Origin of the sequence: Subtercola lobariae (assembly GCF_014640255.1) — a bacterium.
Classification (GTDB): Bacteria; Actinomycetota; Actinomycetes; order Actinomycetales; family Microbacteriaceae; genus Subtercola; species Subtercola lobariae.
The window spans coordinates 280,816-297,883 of the sequence record NZ_BMGP01000003.1 but is presented as its reverse complement, the minus strand read 5'-3'; the positions used below and the strand labels follow the sequence as shown (position 1 = coordinate 297,883).

Annotated in this window: 12 protein-coding genes; 6 read left to right on the top strand and 6 right to left on the bottom strand. The window is 66.5% G+C overall.

The genetic code is table 11. The annotated features are described in order from the left end of the window. The first annotated feature begins 197 nt into the window (after nt 1–197). Genes IEX24_RS09370 through IEX24_RS09355 form a run of 4 tightly spaced genes read left to right on the top strand, consistent with a single transcriptional unit; the run spans nt 198 to nt 4,448 of the window. The gene (locus IEX24_RS09370) at nt 198–1,430 is read left to right on the top strand and encodes an ABC transporter substrate-binding protein (protein WP_188677281.1); all 1,233 of its coding nucleotides are present in this window, start codon (nt 198–200) and stop codon (nt 1,428–1,430) included. Continuing rightward, nucleotides 1,430–2,629, top strand: coding sequence for an ABC transporter ATP-binding protein (locus IEX24_RS09365; RefSeq protein ID WP_188677279.1), 1,200 nt, complete (start codon nt 1,430–1,432; stop codon nt 2,627–2,629). Before IEX24_RS09370 ends, IEX24_RS09365 begins: the two co-directional genes overlap by 1 nt. 5 nt (nt 2,630–2,634) lie before the next feature. Continuing rightward, the gene (locus tag IEX24_RS09360; protein WP_188677275.1) at nt 2,635–3,552 is read left to right on the top strand and encodes an ABC transporter permease; all 918 of its coding nucleotides are present in this window, start codon (nt 2,635–2,637) and stop codon (nt 3,550–3,552) included. Then, a complete protein-coding gene (locus IEX24_RS09355; protein ID WP_188677273.1) occupies nt 3,549–4,448 on the top strand; it encodes an ABC transporter permease in 900 nt (299 codons plus the stop codon). Before IEX24_RS09360 ends, IEX24_RS09355 begins: the two co-directional genes overlap by 4 nt. A gap of 151 nt (nt 4,449–4,599) precedes the next feature. Here the strand turns inward: IEX24_RS09355 and IEX24_RS09350 are convergent, their stop codons facing one another. The 4 genes from IEX24_RS09350 to gabT form a co-directional block, all read right to left on the bottom strand. Continuing rightward, nucleotides 4,600–5,115 carry an endonuclease domain-containing protein gene (locus IEX24_RS09350; protein WP_188677270.1) on the bottom strand — a complete coding sequence of 172 codons (516 nt, stop codon included), beginning with the start codon at nt 5,113–5,115 and terminating at the stop codon, nt 4,600–4,602. Continuing rightward, on the bottom strand, nt 5,102–5,572 hold the full coding sequence (locus tag IEX24_RS09345) for a hypothetical protein (RefSeq protein ID WP_188677268.1): 471 nt from the start codon (nt 5,570–5,572) through the stop codon (nt 5,102–5,104). The genes IEX24_RS09350 and IEX24_RS09345 overlap by 14 nt, the downstream gene beginning before the upstream one ends. 1,138 nt (nt 5,573–6,710) lie before the next feature. Continuing rightward, complete coding sequence (locus IEX24_RS09340) at nt 6,711–7,904, bottom strand: asparaginase (RefSeq protein WP_188677265.1); 1,194 nt, start codon at nt 7,902–7,904, stop codon at nt 6,711–6,713. Then, nucleotides 7,901–9,262 (bottom strand): 4-aminobutyrate--2-oxoglutarate transaminase, encoded by a 1,362-nt coding sequence (gene gabT / locus IEX24_RS09335; RefSeq protein WP_188677262.1) that lies wholly within the window; start codon nt 9,260–9,262, stop codon nt 7,901–7,903. Before gabT ends, IEX24_RS09340 begins: the two co-directional genes overlap by 4 nt. Nucleotides 9,263–9,361: 99 nt before the next feature. Here gabT and IEX24_RS09330 point away from each other — a divergent pair, with 99 nt between their 5' ends. Beyond that, nucleotides 9,362–9,835, top strand: a complete 474-nt coding sequence (locus tag IEX24_RS09330; RefSeq protein WP_188677259.1) for an OsmC family protein — start codon at nt 9,362–9,364, stop codon at nt 9,833–9,835. A gap of 97 nt (nt 9,836–9,932) precedes the next feature. Next, nucleotides 9,933–11,291, top strand: coding sequence for a DHA2 family efflux MFS transporter permease subunit (locus IEX24_RS09325; protein WP_229715203.1), 1,359 nt, complete (start codon nt 9,933–9,935; stop codon nt 11,289–11,291). A 78-nt stretch (nt 11,292–11,369) separates the two neighbouring features. Here IEX24_RS09325 and IEX24_RS09320 read toward each other — a convergent pair whose 3' ends face one another. Further along, nucleotides 11,370–12,725, bottom strand: a complete 1,356-nt coding sequence (locus tag IEX24_RS09320) for a M1 family metallopeptidase (RefSeq protein ID WP_188677253.1) — start codon at nt 12,723–12,725, stop codon at nt 11,370–11,372. After that, on the bottom strand, nt 12,725–17,056 hold the full coding sequence (locus IEX24_RS09315; protein WP_188677250.1) for a Pls/PosA family non-ribosomal peptide synthetase: 4,332 nt from the start codon (nt 17,054–17,056) through the stop codon (nt 12,725–12,727). Before IEX24_RS09315 ends, IEX24_RS09320 begins: the two co-directional genes overlap by 1 nt. Nucleotides 17,057–17,068 lie beyond the last annotated feature (12 nt).

Genomic DNA, 17,068 nt, shown 5'->3' with positions numbered 1-17,068 from the left:
GGGCATCCGCTGGGCGTCGAAAAAGAGCCAGCAACGAAATCGTCGGTGAAAAGTCGAAACGCATACTGATTTCGTGAAGATTATGTTTCGACATTGCCCATTTCGTGGGTTTTGGTGTGATTGTGCCCCGGGGTATGCGAGTATCGAGTCACCCATTTTGGCCGCCCCGATCGCTCAGCCGAGGAGTGAACTCACCGATGCCGTTACAACCGCCACAAGACCCGATGATCATCGAAGCCATCAAGCATTCTCAAGCCATGCAACGGGCGAAACGCCTCGGCATGACCCGGCGCGGGTTTCTCGGCGCTGTGGGTCTCGGCGCAGGTGCGCTGACACTTGCCGCCTGCGCACCGACCACCGCGGCAAAGGCGGCGCTGACCCCGGCAACCGACGTGTCGGCCACCGAGAAGACGCTCGTGTGGGACAACTGGCCTTCCTACATGGATGAAGACGACGAAGGCAACTACCCCACGCTCGTGGCGTTTCAGCAGCAGTCGGGCATCACTGTCACCTACAACGTGGCTGTCGACGACAACAACACCTACTACGCGAAGGTCAAAGATCAGCTCGCGCTGGGGCAAGACATCGGCACCGACACCGTGTGTCTCACCGATTGGATGGTCGCCCGCCTGGTGCGCCTCGGCTACATTCAGACGCTCGACCATGCGAAGATTCCGAACATCTCGAACCTTTCTTCGGCTTTCGCGAACCCCGACTTCGACAAGGGCCGACAGCTTTCGCTGCCCTGGCAGGGCGGATTCGCGGGCATCTGCTGGAACACCGAGAAGGTACCCAACGGGCTGAAGAGCATCAGCGACCTCTGGAGCCCCGACTTGAAGGGCCGCGTCGGCGTGCTTTCAGAGATGCGCGACACGATGGGCCTGATCATGCTCTCGCAGGGCGTCGACATCACCGGCAGCTGGGGTGACAACGAGTACGGCAAGGCCGTCGATGCGTTCACCGAGCAGGTGTCGAACGGCCAGGTGCGCAACATCAAGGGCAATCAGTACCTCAACGACCTGCAGAACGAAGACACGTTCGCCGCCATCTGCTGGTCAGGCGACATCACCTCGCTGAACGCGACGGCCGGCAACAAGTGGCAGTTCGCCATTCCCGACTCGGGTGGAACGCTCTGGAACGACACCTTCGTCGTGCCGATGGGCTCGAAGCACAAGGCCAACGCCGAGGCCGTCATGAACTACTATTACGAGCCGGAGGTCGCTGCTGAACTGGCCGCCTGGGTGAATTACATTTCGCCGGTCGACGGTGCGAAAGAGGCGATGGATGCCATCGACCCCGACCTCGCGTCGAACCAGCTGATCTTCCCCGACGCTGACACGCTGTCGACCGTGCACATCTTCCGCACGCTCACCCCCACCGAAGAGACGAACTACGATGCGCAGTTCCAGAAGATTCTGCTGGGCTCGTAGTGGCAACGGGTACCTTCGCCGAAAAGGGCGCCGACCTCGAGCTGGTAGGCATTCAGAAGCGCTTTCCCGGCTTCACGGCCATCGAATCGCTTGACTTGTTCATTCCCGAGGGGTCGTTCTTCGCCTTGCTCGGGCCATCGGGCTGCGGCAAGACCACGACGCTTCGGCTGGTGGCCGGGCTCGAAGAACCCACCGCCGGGCGCATTCTCATCGGCGGCAAAGACGTCACATCGACAAAGCCGTTCCAGCGCCCGGTGAACACTGTCTTTCAGTCGTACGCGCTTTTTCCGCACATGACCGTGCTCGAGAACGTCGCCTTCGGGCTGCGGCGGCGCAGCATCGCGTCGCCGGTCGAGAAGGCGCACGAAGCCCTTCGGCTGGTGGAGCTCGACCATCTCGCCGCGCGCAAGCCGGGTTCGCTCTCGGGTGGGCAGCAGCAGCGCGTTGCGCTGGCCCGCGCCATAGTGAATCGGCCGGCACTGCTGCTGCTCGACGAGCCGCTCGGCGCCCTCGACCTGAAACTGCGGCGCCAGATGCAGCTCGAACTGAAAGACATTCAGACCGAGGTGGGGCTCACCTTCTTGCACGTCACCCACGACCAAGAAGAGGCGATGACCATGGCCGACACCATCGCGGTCATGAACAAGGGCCAGATCGAGCAGATGGGTGCCCCCGAAGAACTCTACGAACTGCCCCGTACGGCGTTCGTCGCTAACTTCTTGGGTCAGTCGAACCTTTTCACGGGGCAGGTGTCGGGCACGACACCGGATGCACTGACGGTGGCCCTGGGCAGTGCATCCATTACCGTGCCCGTGGCCCGCGCCCCGCGACGGTCGGGCACCGTGACGGTGGGCGTGCGCCCGGAGAAGCTCACGCTGCTGACGTCGGCGCCGGTGGCCGAGGCCGGGCGCAACGTGCTCGGCTCGGGCCGCGTGGTCGACGTGTCGTTCAGCGGTGTCAGCACGCAGTATGTCATCGCGATCCCTGGTGCGGGCGATGTGGTGGTGTTCGCGCAGAACATGGTGTTCGGGCCCGTAGTGCATGTCGGCGCCGAGGTGTGGGTGAGCTGGGCGGTGGAGCACGGCTTCGGGCTCGAAGACGCGCCCGATGAGGTGGCGGCGGGCGTCCATGACGCTGCCGTGGCGGCGGGGCTCGACGATTCGGGGTTCGACAGCGAACCCGCGCTCGAGAAGGCGTAAGCGCCATGGCGTTCACCGCGTTCTCGACACCCACGAGCACGGCTGCCGAGCCGGCGGTTCGCAAGCGCAGCTGGATCGCGCTCGTGTTGCTGCTGCCGGGCATCCTGTACCTGCTGTTGTTCTTCATTGCTCCGCTGATCTCGCTGATTTTCACGTCGTTTCAGCAGCCGGTGATCGACGGCGACATCGGGCAGTATTCTGCCGGGTTTCAGTGGCAGAACTACACCGATGCGGTGGGGCAGTACCTGCCGCTGATCTTCAGGGCCTTCGGGTACGCCATTCTCGCGACTGTGTTCGCGCTGGTGATCAGCTACCCGATGGCGTACTTCATCGGGGTGAAGATGCGGCGCTGGCCGCTCGCGCAGAGTCTGCTGCTGACCCTGGTGATTGCGCCGTTCTTCATCAGCTTTCTGCTGCGAACGCTGGCGTGGAAGCAGATCTTCAGCGACGAGGGGCCGGTGGTGCCGGTGCTGAAGGCGCTGTCGGTGCTGCCAACAGACGGGCACATCACGGGCACGCCGTTCGCGGTGGTGTTCGGGTTGACGTACAACTTCATTCCGTTCATGACGCTGCCGCTGTATGCCGTGCTCGAGCGGATGGACGTGCGGTACATCGAGGCGGGCGCTGACCTCTATGCTTCGCCCTGGACCACGTTTCGCAAGGTGACCATACCGCTGTCGATGCCGGGCATCGTGTCGGGAACGCTGCTCACGTTCATCCCGGCGGCCGGTGACTACATCAACGCGTCGAACGACTTTTTGGGTTCGTCGCAGACGTCGATGGTGGGTAATGCGATCGAGGCGAACTTCTTGGTGCTGCAGAACTATCCGATAGCGGCGGCGCTGTCGATCGTGCTGATGGCGGTGATTCTGATCATCGTGGGTATTTATGTGCGACGAGCGGGAACGGAAGACCTGATATGAGCGCTACTGCTTCTCGTTCGCGGTTCGCTTCGACGACCCCGGGTGGGCTTGCGTCGACGCTGGAGGCGCCGGTGCCGGCTGGGCCCAGGCGGCGTTCGCGCATCCGGTTTCGCGGGCTTGGGCTGCCGATCTACACGGCTCTGGCGCTCATCTTTCTGCTGATACCGATCGCCTACACGTTCGTTTTCTCGTTCAACAACTCGGGCAAGCTGAACATCGCGTGGCAGGGGTTCACGCTCGACAAGTGGACTCACGTCTGCGATGCGCAGGGCGTCTGTGAGGCATTCACGAACAGCATCATCGTGGGGGTGGTGGCGACCGTGCTGGCAACGGCACTCGGCACCGCCATTGCGATTGCGCTGGTGAGGTACCGGTTTCGGGCTCGCTCGCTGATCTCGCTGCTGCTGTTCTTGCCGATGGCGACGCCCGAGGTGGTGCTCGGGGCGGGGCTCGCGGCGCAGTTTCTCTCGCTCGGGGTGAACAAGGGGCTCGGCACCATCATCATCGCTCATACGATGTTCTGCATTTCGTTCGTAGTGGTGACGGTGAAGGCCCGGGTTTCGTCGCTCGACCCTGCGCTCGAAGAGGCCGGGCGCGATCTGTACGGGTCTGCTGCTGCGGTGTTCTGGCGCATCACGTTTCCGCTGCTGGTGCCCGGGATCGCTGCCGCCGCGCTGCTGTCGTTCGCGTTGAGCTTCGATGACTTCATCATCACGAACTTCAACTCGGGCGCGGTCGATACCTTTCCGAAGTTCATCTACATCGCGGCGGCGCGCGGTATTCCGGCAGAGGCGAATGTGATCGCGTCGGCGGTGTTCATCTTGGCGATCGTCATCGTGGTCGTGGCGCAGGTCACGCGTGCGGCGCGCGCGAAGCGCTTGGCGCGCCTGCATTAGGCGCGGCGCTCTCCGCGCGCGCCTCCCGCCGGCTTCTTCTCGCTGGCCGCCCTCACCTCACCTCACCTCACCTCACCACTCCCCACCTCTGCGCACCTCACCTCACCTCTTCGCGCCGCGCGTTTGACGCAAAATCACCTTATGGGGCGTCTTAGTGGGCTTTTGCGTCAAACCGGTCAGCGCCGAGAAGGGTCGGGAGGGGGCGGAAGCCCTTCAGAGCGAGTGCCTCAGTGATTTGCGCGATCGTTTTGGCGGGGCGGGCGAAGAGGTCATCATCGTGAAAGCGCAGCACATCCCACCCATTTCGGGCGAATCGTTGCCAGCGGATGACATCTTTTCGGTACTGCCGCTTATCCGTGCGATGCTGGTCGCCGTCGTACTCGATGATCACCCGATGCTCGGCGTAGACGAGGTCTGCACGACCGATGCGTCGGCCGGTCGAATCGTAGATGACGGGGTTCACTGCCGGTTCGGGCAGCCGGGCATCCTGCATCAGAAGGCGAAGTAGCGTTTCGGGTCGCGACTCGGCCCCCGGCCGAATCAGCTCGAGGGCTCGGGATGCTCGGCTTTTGCCTGCCCCGTGAAATGAGTCAGCTCGCACTCGAAGCTCGTCGAGCGTCACGTACGGGCGCAGGTCACGAGGGTCGAGCACTTCAGGCTCGAGCACGAAATGATCCCCGGCGACCACAAGTTTCAGCGATGGAGAACGCGCCGGCAAGGCTGAGCCACGTATCGGCTGCGTCGCTGCACGGTAATCCGAACCTTCGTACAACGCTGGGATGCTCGGCGGCGCTCTGATGCCCGCGGGCTCCTCGTGCTCGCGATGCCCCTGCGGGCGCGCGCACCGTGACGTGAACGGCGTCAGACATGCGCTCGCGGTCGCGTAGCGGCACGTGCCAGAGGCGCGCTGCCGATTGGTGACTGAACCATTCGTTCGTGCGCAGACGGGGTGCGAATGCGGCGATCGGGCTGTTCACGGCGCCTGCCTCAACGCGAACTCCGTGAAACGGGCGAAGCAGCGCCTGGTTGGCCAATCGCTTGCGGCCGATTCCGAGCGCTTCGGCCTCTGCAACAGAGAAGCTCGCGTCGGTGAGGGTCGGTGGAAGTGGTTCTCGTCTACGCATGAACCCATGGTGGCCGCTCGGAGTTTTGCACAGCGGCACTTATCCACAGGCGACTGACCGTGGGGGGCCTCCTGCCTGTCGTTTCGTGATCGATTTGACGCGAAAGCCCGCTATCGCCTGGCATAGGGCGCTTTTGCGTGAATCCCTCGTGGGCGACGCACTCGCGTGCGGGGAGGGTGCACGGGACCGGGTGAGCAAGGGCGGGCGAAAGGAGGTGGGCGAGGGTGGGGGCGGGGTTGGTTAGGCGAAGGTGGGGGACACGCGGATGGCGCCTACCGGGGTGGTGCCGCCGTAGACCGTGAGGTCTAGGTGAGGGTGGGCGAGAGCCGGATGGCGCCCACCGGGGTGGTGCCGCGGTAGACCGTGAGGTCTAGGTGAGGGTGGGCGAGAGCCGAATGGCGCCCACGGGGTGGTGCCGCGGTAGACCGTGAGGTCTAGGTGAGGGTGGGCGAGAGCCGAATGGCGCCCACGGGGTGGTGCCGCGGTAGACCGTGAGGTCTAGGTGAGGGTGGGCGAGAGCCGAATGGCGCCCACGGGGTGGTGCCGCGGTAGACCGTGAGGTCTAGGTGAGGGTGGGCGAGAGCCGAATGGCGCCCACGGGGTGGTGCCGCGGTAGACCGTGAGGTCTAGGTGAGGGTGGGCGAGAGCCGAATGGCGCCCACGGGGTGGTGCCGCGGTAGACCGTGAGGTCTAGGTGAGGGTGGGCGAGAGCCGAATGGCGCCCACGGGGTGGTGCCGCGGTAGACCGTGAGGTCTAGGTGAGGGTGGGCGAGAGCCGAATGGCGCCCACGGGGTGGTGCCGCGGTAGACCGTGAGGTCTAGGTGAGGGTGGGCGAGAGCCGAATGGCGCCCACGGGGTGGTGCCGCGGTAGACCGTGAGGTCTAGGTGAGGGTGGGCGAGAGCCGGATGGCGCCACCGGGGTGGTGCCGCGGTAGACCGTGAGGTCTAGGTGAGGGTGGGCGAGAGCCGGATGGCGCCCACGGGGTGGTGCCGCGGTAGACCGTGAGGTCTAGGTGAGGGTGGGCGAGAGCCGAATGGCGCCCACGGGGTGGTGCCGCGGTAGACCGTGAGGTCTAGGTGAGGGTGGGCGAGAGCCGAATGGCGCCCACGGGGTGGTGCCGCGGTAGACCCTGAGGTTTAGGTGAGGGTGGGCGAGAGCCGGATGGTGCCTACGGGGGTGGTGCCGCCGTAGACCGTGAGGTCTAGGCGGGGAAGGAGGGCGTCGAGCTGAGGTTGGGTGAGGGCGCCGGCGGAGACGAGAAGGGTGAGTCCTACGAGAGACGCGGCACGGAGGTTGCCGTCGAGCATTTTGAGGGCGACGGTGGCGCGGCCGGGCACCGACATCACCATGACTCCCTCGGCGCCGAGCTTGGCGAGCACGTGCAACTCGTCGATGACGAGGGTGTTGGCGCGGCCCGGGCCGTCGATGGCCCATCCGTTGGCTAGAACGGAGGCCGTGAGGGTGGCGGCGGGCCCGCTGGTGGCAGAGGTGATTCGGCCGATGCCTCGGGCTAGCCCGGTGAGCGAAACGGCGTGAATCGGGGCGCCGCAGCCGTCGATACCGGTGGCGAAGATGGGCTCGCCGGTCAGCCGCTCGACGTTCTGCGCGATCTTCTGCTGCAACGGGTGGTCGAGGTCGAGGTAGGTTTCGGTCGGCCATCCGTTCACCTGGCAGGCGTAGAGCATGGCTGCGTGTTTGCCTGAGCAGTTCATGTAGACGGATGCTCGGCCTTCGTGCGCTCGCACGAGTTCGTCTCGCGTGGCGGAGTCTCCGGGCCAGTCTGCGGGGCACTGCAAGGCATCGCGGCCGAGTGCTGCTTTGGCGAGGATAGAGTCGACCACCTCGACGTGCCGATGTGTACCGGCGTGGCTGGCCGTGGCCAGCACCGTCTGCACGGCGTCGAGCGCAACGTCGCTGCCTGCGGCGTACCTTGTGCCTGTGCCTGTGCCTGTGCCTGTGCCGTTGCGAGCGGAAGTACCAGTGCCGGTAAAGGTCGCAGGCTCGGAGCTGGAGGTGGAGCCGGTGCCCGTGCCGTTTCCGGTGCCGTGGACGATTGCGGCGTGGTCGCGGGTGCGTTCGCCGCTGATTCCGGTTTCGCCGGCCGCGAGCTCGGCGGCTTCCAGAGCCTCGAGTACGGTGAGCGCCTGGAACGGCTTCAGGCAGGAGCGTGGAAAGACGGGCGCCGAGGGAGTGCCGAGCGAACGGAGCACCTCGCCGGCCGCCCCGACCACGACGGCCGAGCCGATGTGGCGCGATTCGACGAAGCCGCTGCGCTCGACGACGGCTAGTTCGACGGCCTCCGTGGCCGTGAACGTGCTGGTCGTGGTCACTCGGCGAGGGTTGCGAAGCCGGCGTCGAGAACACTGAGGGCGTCTTCGAGGAGGGCGTCGCTGATGGTGAGGCTCGGCAGGAAGCGCAGAACGTTGCCGTAGGTGCCGGCCGTCAAGATGAGTACGCCGTGTTGTGCGGCGTAGGCCGCGAGAGCGGTAACTGCGGCTGGGTTGGGTTCTTTCGTGGTGCTGCCGGTGCCGGGCTGAACGAGTTCGATGGCGATCATGGCTCCGACACCACGAACCTCGCCGATGATGTCGTATTTCTTCTGCAGTTCGAGGAGACCGGCCGAGAGAGTCTGTTCGACACGCGTGGCCTCTGCGAGCAGGCCGAGTCGTTCGATTTCGCCGAAGACCGCGACTGCAGCCGCGGCAGCGACCGGGTTGCCGCCGAAGGTGCCGCCAAGACCGCCGGGTAGTGCGGAATCCATGATCTCGGCACGGCCTGTGACGGCGGCGAGCGGCAGACCGCCTGCGATTCCCTTGGCAGAAAGCACCAGGTCGGGCTCGAGACCGAAGTGCTCGCTCGCGAAATAGGCGCCCGTGCGGGCCATGCCGCTCTGAATCTCGTCGGCGACGAAGACGATGCCCTTCTCGGTGCACCAGGCCTGAAGCGCGGGCAGGTACCCCTCGGCGGGGATCACAAAACCGCCCTCACCCTGAATGGGCTCGACCACGAGGCAGGCCAGGTCGTAGGAGCCGACGGTCTTCTCGAGATAGTCGATGGTGCGCTTGGCCGCCTCGGCGCCCGAGAGCCCGTCGTGATAGGGGTACGAGTTGGGGGCGCGGTAGACGTCGCCGGCGAACGGGCCGAAGCCGGTGGAGTACGGCGATGCCTTGAAGTTCATGGCCATGGTGAGGTTGGTACGGCCATGGTAGGCGTGCTCGAGCACAGCAACGCCGACGCGGCGCGTGTACTTGCGGGCGATTTTGACGGCGTTCTCGACGGCCTCTGCACCGGAGTTCGCGAGCATGGTCTTCTTTGCGAACGACCCGGGGGTGTGCTCGGCGAGCAACTCGGCGACGCGCACGTACTCTTCGTAGGGCGTGACGGTGAAGAGGGTGTGGGTGACGTCGTTCAGCTGTTCTGTCGCGGCCTCGACCACGCCCGACTGGGTGTGCCCGATGGTGGTCACCCCGATGCCGGCGCCGAGGTCGATGAACTGGTTGCCGTCGACGTCGACCAGAATCGCGCCATTCGCGCGGGCGATGTAGACGGGCAGAACAGACGAAACACCCACGGGCACCACGGCGAGACGGCGAGCGTGCAGCGCGTCGGATTTCGGGCCGGGAATCGCCGTGACGATCTTGCGCTGCTGCGGCACGGTGAACGAGGTGGTGTCGATGGTGTCTGTCATACCCTCAAGATTACCGGGCAGAGGCTCGAGGCAACGATGCGCACGGCCGATTGTGCATAACTCGCCGCCTGTGCACAACCCGCGGCTAGGCTGAGAAACGTGAACGCCGAACACCACTACTTCGTGTCAGTCGAATGGCAAGGCAACCGCGGAACGGGCACGAGCGGCTACCGCGACTACAGCCGCGCCGGCGTGATTCGTGCCGAGGGCAAGGTCGAACTGCCGTCGTCTGCAGACCGAACATTTCACGGCGACCGTGACCGCTGGAACCCCGAAGAACTGCTGCTGGCGGCGCTCGCCGAGTGCCACATGCTCTCGTACCTGCATGTCGCCGTGCAGCACGGGCTGGTGGTCACGGCCTACGAAGATTCTGCGGTGGGCACCATGGAGCAAGTGGGGCAGGGCGGCCACTTCACCTCGGTGACGTTGCGGCCCGTGGTGACGGTGGCCGAGGCATCCCAAGCCGAATTGGCCGACTCGTTGCACCACGAAGCCAGCGAGCTGTGCTTCATCGCCCAGTCGGTGAACTTCGAGGTGCTGCACGAGCCGCGCGCTGTGGCGCTGACGCAGTGACGGTGCCTTCAGTCGCGGCAAAAACTCCCGGTGCGCAGAGAGCGTCAGCGTCAGCGTCAGTTCACGCGGGCGCAGTCTGTTGCGAGGGTGGATGCCCGTGACCGCCTATCAGCGCAAAGTACTCATCGTCGCCATTCTCGCCTCGTTCATCGCCTTTCTCGACGGCACGGTCATCAACGTGGCACTGCCGGCCATCAGCCGTGAACTCGGTGGGGGTCTGGCCGGCCAGCAGTGGGTCGTCGATGCCTATCTGATCACTCTGACTGCGGTGATTCTGCTCGCCGGTTCGCTCTCTGACGCGTATGGGCGGCGGCGGGTGATCTTCTGGGGGCTCATCGGGTTCGGCGGAGCATCCATTCTCTGTGCGATCTCACCGACCGACGAATTTCTCATCATTTCGCGCGGACTCCAAGGGCTGGCGGGCGCGCTGCTCGTGCCGAGTTCGCTGGCCATCATCATCTCGAACTTCGATGGGCCGAAGCGGGCGAAGGCTATCGGTCAGTGGACGGCCTGGACCAGCACCGCGTTTCTCGCCGGGCCACTGCTCGGCGGCGTGCTGGTGGACTACGCGTCGTGGCGGTTCGTGTTCGCGATCAACGTGATTCCGATCGCGGTGACGCTGTGGCTGCTGCGCGGGGTGTACGCCGAGCCACCGCGCCCGGTGAAACCGAAGATCGACTACCGCGGTGCCGTGCTCGGCGTCTTCGGCATCGGTTTGCCCGTGTTCGCACTGATCGAGCAGGGGCGGCTCGGCTGGGGAAACCCGATTGTGTGGGGCGCAATGGTCGTGGGGGTGGCGGCTTTCGCGGCGTTCATCGTGAATGAGCGGCGGGTGAAACAGCCGATGCTGCCGCTCAGCCTCTTCACGGTGCGCAACTTCTGGGTGGGTAACCTGGCGACCACCTTCATCTATGCCGCGCTCTCGCTCGGCGGCTTCTTGCTGACGTTGTTCTTGCAGCAGGTGGCGGGCTATTCGGCTACCGAGGCGGGGTTGGCCTCGCTGCCTTCGACCATCATCAGCATTTCGTTATCGACGCTGTTCGGCACTCTGGCCGGCAAGTACGGGTCGCGGTTGTTCATGGCCATCGGGCCCGTCATCGGGGCGGTGGGGTACGTGATGCTGTCGCAGGTGACTCCCTCGGCCAATTATCTGACGCAGGTGTTCCCTGGCACGGTGGTGTTTGCGCTCGGGCTCACCATCACGGTGGCGCCGTTGACGGCCGCCGTGCTCGGGGCGATCGACCCTGAGCGCGCGGGAATCGCATCGGCCGTGAACAATGCCGTCTCGCGGGTGGCAGGGCTGATTGCGACCGCCGCCGCGGCGCTTATCGTGGGAGATGCCCTGACCACGGAGGGTTTTGCGCGCGGCGCCATCGTCACGGCGGTGCTGCTGACGCTCGGTGGGGTGGTTTCGGCGATCGGCATCCAGAACGCCAAGCGCCCCGTTAAAGTCTGACGCGCTACCGCTGTCGGCGATCGCATGCGCCTCGGGATGCTCGGCGGCGCCGATGAGCTCCGAAAGTACTCGCGAGCCTCAGGCCGTCGGGTGTCGCCGGGGGAGCTTCGGCAGCGATGCCTGGTCGAGCCAGGAGGCGAAAAGTGCGCGCACCGGAACCGTGGCGTAGCGCTCCACGAGGGCGATGAACTCCGGGGTCGAAATGGAGCCGTGCCGATGAGACGCCGCCCAATCGCGCAGAACGTCGAAGAACACCGGGTCGCCGAGGGTGCGCCGCAGGGCGTGCAGCGTCAGGGCGCCTCGTTTGTAGACACGGTCGTCGAACATCCGGAGCGCACCAGGGTCACCGACGATGATGTCTTTGGACTGGCGATTGATTCTGGCCCAGTGCGTTTCAGCGCAGGCGTCTGCGGTGGCGCTGCCCGATTCTTCTGACCAGAGCCATTCTGCATAGCAGGCGAAGCCTTCTTGCAGCCAGATGTCTTTCCAGTGCGACACGGTGAGGCTGTTACCGAACCACTGGTGGGCGAGTTCGTGGGCGATGAGGCGCTCTGAGCCGCCGAGTCCGTCGATGTGGTTGCGGCCGAAAATGGCGAGGCCCTGCGCCTCGAGGGGAATCTCGAGGTCGTCGTCGGTTACCACGACGGTGTAGTCGGCGAAGGGGTACGGCCCGAACTGTCGCTCGAACAGCGCCATCATGCGCTCTTGCGCCTCGAAGTCGGCAAGAGCGTTCGGGCGCAGATCTTCGGGCAGCAGCACGTATTGCGGCACGCCGTGCTGCGAGACGCCCATGGTCTCGTAGAGGCCGATCTGCACGGTCGCGAGGTAGGTGGCCATCGGTTCGTGGCAGTGAAACTCCCACTGCGTGCGGCTGGCGCGCTGCGTTTTGCGCACCAGTTCGCCGTTGCAGAGCACGCGGTATGCGGTCTCGGCCGAGAGGGTGAACGTATAGGTCGCTTTGTTCGATGGATGATCGTTGCACGGAAACCACGAGGGCGCCCCGCTCGGCTGGCCGGCCACGATCACCCCGTCTGAGAGCTCTTCCCAGCCCACCTCGCCCCACTGGCTGCGAACCGGTCTGGGTAGGCCGGCGTAGCGCACCACAATGGTGAATTCGGCGCCGTTAGCCAGAGGGGTGGCGGGTGTGACGACGAGCTTGCGCGCGGTCTGCTGCAGGTGGGTGGTGCGAACGCCGTTGACGCTCACGCGGCTCGCGACGAGACCGGCGAAGTCGAGGCTGAATTTGCTGAGCCGCTGGGTGGCGCGAGCGGTGATGGTGGCGGTGGCGGTGAGCCGGTTGCTCGACACACGGTAGTCGCAGTCGAGGTCGTAGTGCAGCACGGTGTACCCGCCGTTGCCGCTCGTGGGCAGGTAGGGGTCGCCGTGCGAGCGCGCGCCTTCGGAGGCGAGGGCCGTTGACGTGGGCCGGGCCATCAGAAGGCCCCGCCCACGGTAGGCGATTCCAGGCCCGCAACCGCGGCATCCGTCGTCAGCGTGTCTGCCTCGCCCGTATGCACCGCCCACGGCGCGATGGGGTTTCCCGCCCACCGCGACCCGGCCGGAACGTTCTCGCCGCGCATCACGAGCGAGGCGGGCCCCACGGTGGCGTTCGACCCGATGGCAGCGGCCGGCAGAATCACGCCGTGCGGCCCGAGGGTGGCGCCGTCGTCGAGGGTGACGCCGTCGAGGCTCATCACGCGGTCGTGAAAGAGGTGGGTCTGCACGACACAGCCGCGGTTGACGGTCGACCCGGCCCCGAGCGACACGAGGTCGGCTTCGGGCAGCCAGTACGTTTCGCACCAGACGCCGCGGCCCACTGAGGTGCCGAGCGAGCGCAGCCACCAGGCCAAAGCGGGCGTGCCTGAAGCAGCATTCGCGAACCAGGGAGCAGCAACCATCTCTACAAAGGTATCTGACACTTCGTTGCGCCAGACGAACGACGACCAGAGCGGATGCTCGTCTCGGCGAATCCGCCCCACCAGAGCCCACTTCGCGGCCGTCGTAACCGCCGCGGCCACCGCACCAGCGGCGAGCATCACTGCGCCCGACAGCACAATCGCCCAGCCGAGCCCAAGAGCACCGAGCAGCCACTCCAGCAGCACCGCGATGCCGAGCCCGATGGCCACACTGATCATCACCGGCACGATGCGCCCGATCTCCCAGAGCGCACGGGCAAGCCGCAGGGCACTGGATGGCCGAAAGGTGCGCCCTTCATCGAATTCGTTGACCTGACGCCGCAGCCGCACGGGCGGGTTACCCAACCACGACGACCCGTTCTTCGCCTTGCGCGGAGTCGCCGACAGCACGGCGACCAGCCCGTTGCGCGGAACGGCCCGGCCCGGCGCGGTCATGCCGCTGTTACCCAGAAACGCTCGCTTGCCCACCCGGGCCTCGTCGATGCGCAGCCAGCCGCCGCCGAGTTCGTAGGAGGCGACCATGGTGTCGTCGGCAAGAAACGCGTGGTCGCCGATGGTCGTCATGACCGGCAGAAGCAGAACCGTCGAGGCTTCGACGTTCTTGCCGACGGTGGCCCCGAGCATCCGGAGCCAGACCGGGGTGAAGAGGCTCGCGTAGAACGGAAAGAGAATGGTGCGCGCGGCATCGAGCAGGCGTTCGGTTGCCCAGACTTGCCAGCCAACGCGGCTGCGCACGGGGTAGCTGCCGGGGCGAATGCCGATGCCAAGGAGGCGCGCTGCGATGACGGTGAGGCCGGCATAGACGATTCCGGCGGCGAGGGTGGCGAGCGGAATAGCTGCCAAGGCCCGCCAGGCCGCATCGCCGAGGGTGGCCATACTCGTGGAGGAGGCTCCGCCGAGCGAGCCGAGAAGACTCATGCCGTTCGAGCTGTGCGCGAACTGCGCGGCGGCCGCGGCAGCCGCCTGCGCGTTCGCCCGTGCGATGTCGGCCGTGTCTGCTGCGCCGCCGCCTGCGATGCTGCCGAGCCCGTGCACGGCACTCGGGTCGAGACTGAGGCCGAGAAACAGGCCGACGACGGCCGCCCCGGCGAGCACCGCGACGACGGGCAGCAACGAGAGTGCGACAGACCCGAGCGCGTAGGCGAACAGCCAGCGCGTGTTGCGCGGCGGGCGATGGTCTGGCCAGTCGGGCCGTGCTTTTCCGATGCGCTGTGCGGGCGAGCCTGCCCACAGCTGCCCCGACGGCACTCGACCCGAAACGGCCGACCCGGGGGCGATTTCGGCGCGGCGCCCGATGTGCGTGCCCGGCAAGAGCGTGCTGCGGGCACCGACGGCGGCATCCGCCCCGACCTGAACCTGGCCGAGGTGCAGCACGTCGCCGTCGATCCAGTAGCCCGCGAGGTCGACCTCGGGCTCAATGGATGCCCGCGCCCCGATCTTCAGCATTCCCGTAATGGGCGGCAGCGAGTGCAGGTCGACGCCCGGGCCGATTTTAGCTCCGAGCGCCCGTGCGTAGGTGATGATCCAGGGTGCGCCGGCGAGATTGGTGGCGCCCACCAGGTGCGCGATCTGTTCGGCGAGCCACAGCCGCACGTGCACGTTGCCCCCGCGCGGGTAGTCGCCCGGCTCGACGCCGGCCAGTAGCGCTCGCGCCGAGAGCACCGAGATGGCCATGCGCCCGAACGGCGTGATCAGCACGATGAAGCCGATGAGCAGGTACCACCACGAAATGGTGGGTGCCCACGGGAAGACGCCGAACGCCGAGAGAATGTTGTTGGCCGCAAGCACGTACACCAGCCAGCGCAGCCCCACCAGTACGTAGAGCGGAATGCCGAGCAACGTCTGCGCCAGCTGCGTGCCCACGGGGGTGGGCCGCACGGGTTCGCGGCTCGCACTGACCGCCGGTGTTCGGGCGTCTAGTTCGGCCGCGAGGGCGCCGATGCGCGGGTGGTCGTAGATGTCGGCCACGGTGGTCTCGGCGAACCGAGTGCGAATGGCTGAGACCAGCTGTGCGGCTGAGAGGCTTCCGCCGCCGAAGGCGAAGAAGTCGTCGTCGGGGCTCTGAACGGGGGCGCCCAGAATGGCGGTCCACTGTTCGGCAAGCCAGACACCCGTTTCGCCGAGTGCGGTGGTGAGGGCATCCGGATGCCCGGCGGTGCTCGAGCCCGACGACCCTGCCGTGCTGGAGTTTCGCCCGCCCGCGCGGCTGTCGCCGTTGCCGCCGGCACCTACACCGCCGGCCGACCCTGCACCGGGCAACGGCCACGGCAGCGCCGCCTTGTCGACCTTGCCCGATGTACGCGTGGGTAACGAGTCGACGACGGCCAGCAACGGAATGAGCGCCGCCGGAAGCTCCTCGCGCAGCAACCGCGTCGCCGCCGCTGTGTCGAAGAGCGTTTCACTCGGCGCGATGTAGCCCACCAGAATCTGGTTGCCGGCCGCCGTGCGCTGCACCACCACGGCCGCACCGGCGACGCCCGGCAGCGCTTGCAGCGCCGCCTCGATCTCGCCGAGCTCGATGCGGCGGCCGCCGAGTTTGATCTGGTCGTCGACGCGACCCTGAAAGACCAGCCCGTCGCTGTCGAATACGACGAGGTCGCCGCTGCGGTATGCGCGCTGCCAGCCGAGGCTCGGCATGGGGGCGTACTTCTCGGCGTCTTTGGCGGGGTCGAGGTACCGGGCCAAACCGACGCCGCCGATGATGAGTTCGCCGATTTCGCCTTCGCCGACGGGATGCCCGTCGCCATCGACCACGGCGAGATTCCACCCGTCGAGCGGCAGACCGATACGCACGGGCACCTCACCGGTGAGAAGCGCTCCGCACGCGACGACGGTGGCTTCGGTGGGGCCGTAGGTGTTCCACACCTCGCGGCCGTCGACCGCGAGCCGCGCCGCGAGTTCGGGCGGGCAGGCTTCGCCGCCGAAGATCAGCAGCCGAACGAGCTCGAGCGACTCCGGCGGCCAGAGCGCGGCGAGTGTGGGAACGGTCGACACGATGGTGACGCCGTGCGCAATGAGCCACGGGCCGAGGTCGACGCCCGATCGCACCAGCGAGCGCGGCGCCGGCACGAGGCAGGCGCCGTGGCGCCAGGCCAGCCACATCTCTTCGCAGGAGGCGTCGAAGGCGACCGAGAGGCCGGCGAGCACGCGGTCGCCGGGCCCGATGGGGTCGGCCTGCAGAAACAGGCGCGCTTCGGCGTCGACGAACGCGGCGGCCGAGTGGTGGGTGACGGCGACACCTTTGGGGGTTCCGGTCGACCCCGAGGTGAAGATGATCCAGGCGTCGTCGTCGACGGTGGGGCCGCCGACCACGGGGAGGGTGCCGGTGGGGGTGCCCAGGGTCGGGATGCTTGTGGTGGGGGCATGGCTGAAGACCACCTCGGCGGGCTGGAGCCGCCGAGCATCCACTCTCGCCAGCGCCCGGTTCAGCACGATCTCGCCGCTCGCTCCGACGATGCCCACGACCGCCGCTTCGGTGAAGACGAGCGTGGCACGCTCTTCGGGGTCGTCGGCGTCGACGGGCACATAGCTCGCGCCCACCGCGAGAGTGGCGAGTATCGATATGTAGATGGTTCGGGTACCCGAGGGAATGCGTATGCCCACCCGATCGCCACGCCGAACACCGGCCTCGGCGAGCCGAGCGGCCGACGCGTTGACGGCGCGCAGCAGTTCGCGATAGCTGAGGGTGCCGGATGCATCGGCCAGCGCCGACGCCTGAGGGTTCGCGGCGGCGGTTTCGCGCAGAATGTCCATCAGGGTGCGAGGTTCGGGTGCCCGGTCGCCCGCGAGCAAGAGACCCGGCGTCTGGGCTCCAGTGCCCGTACCGGGCGGGGGAGTGCTGGGGGGCATCCGGGCATCCTG

Coding starts and splice junctions, on each gene's coding strand:
- IEX24_RS09370 (WP_188677281.1), top strand. CDS start 198: ATGCCGTTACAACCGCCACAAGACCCGATGATCATCGAAGCCATCAAG.
- IEX24_RS09360 (WP_188677275.1), top strand. CDS start 2,635: ATGGCGTTCACCGCGTTCTCGACACCCACGAGCACGGCTGCCGAGCCG.
- IEX24_RS09355 (WP_188677273.1), top strand. CDS start 3,549: ATGAGCGCTACTGCTTCTCGTTCGCGGTTCGCTTCGACGACCCCGGGT.
- IEX24_RS09345 (WP_188677268.1), bottom strand. CDS start 5,572: ATGCGTAGACGAGAACCACTTCCACCGACCCTCACCGACGCGAGCTTC.
- gabT (WP_188677262.1), bottom strand. CDS start 9,262: ATGACAGACACCATCGACACCACCTCGTTCACCGTGCCGCAGCAGCGC.
- IEX24_RS09320 (WP_188677253.1), bottom strand. CDS start 12,725: ATGGCCCGGCCCACGTCAACGGCCCTCGCCTCCGAAGGCGCGCGCTCG.
- IEX24_RS09315 (WP_188677250.1), bottom strand. CDS start 17,056: ATGCCCCCCAGCACTCCCCCGCCCGGTACGGGCACTGGAGCCCAGACG.